The sequence below is a fragment of the Clostridioides sp. ZZV15-6598 genome (assembly GCF_020657705.1).
Lineage (GTDB): Bacteria > Bacillota > Clostridia > Peptostreptococcales > Peptostreptococcaceae > Clostridioides > Clostridioides difficile_F.
The window spans coordinates 1-381 of sequence record NZ_JAGWCS010000345.1 but is presented as its reverse complement, the minus strand read 5'-3'; the positions used below and the strand labels follow the sequence as shown (position 1 = coordinate 381).

Genomic DNA, 381 nt, shown 5'->3' with positions numbered 1-381 from the left:
GAAGGATAAGATATAGTCTGTGCTTGCATGAAAGTGTAAGAAGTTCATAAGAGAACTGCATAGGTAGTAGCGAACTTGTGTGAACAACAACCTCAAAAATGATAAAAGTTAAGACTTACGGTTCTTACATATGTTATTTGAAAATAAATACAAAAACCTTCAAAATACTTGTTTTAAGCAATTGCATTTGTTAATGTTATTATGGGTGATGAAAAATGGAAGTGACTCATGGGATATACATATTTAGTACAATACCATATAGTAAGGTGTGTAAAATATAGATATCCAGTATTAATATAATCATAAAAAACAAGTAAAGTGAGGTGGTAGTAGTGGAAAAAGCTTATAAGTTTAGAATGTATCCAAATAAAAAACAGCAAG

The 381-nt window shown here is 29.4% G+C and carries 1 protein-coding gene; it reads left to right on the top strand.

Annotated elements, in window-relative coordinates:
• Positions 1–323: 323 nt before the first annotated feature.
• Positions 324–381, top strand: a 58-nt coding sequence (locus KGF50_RS22635) for a helix-turn-helix domain-containing protein (RefSeq protein ID WP_139037914.1), incomplete at its 3' end; no start/stop codon positions are given.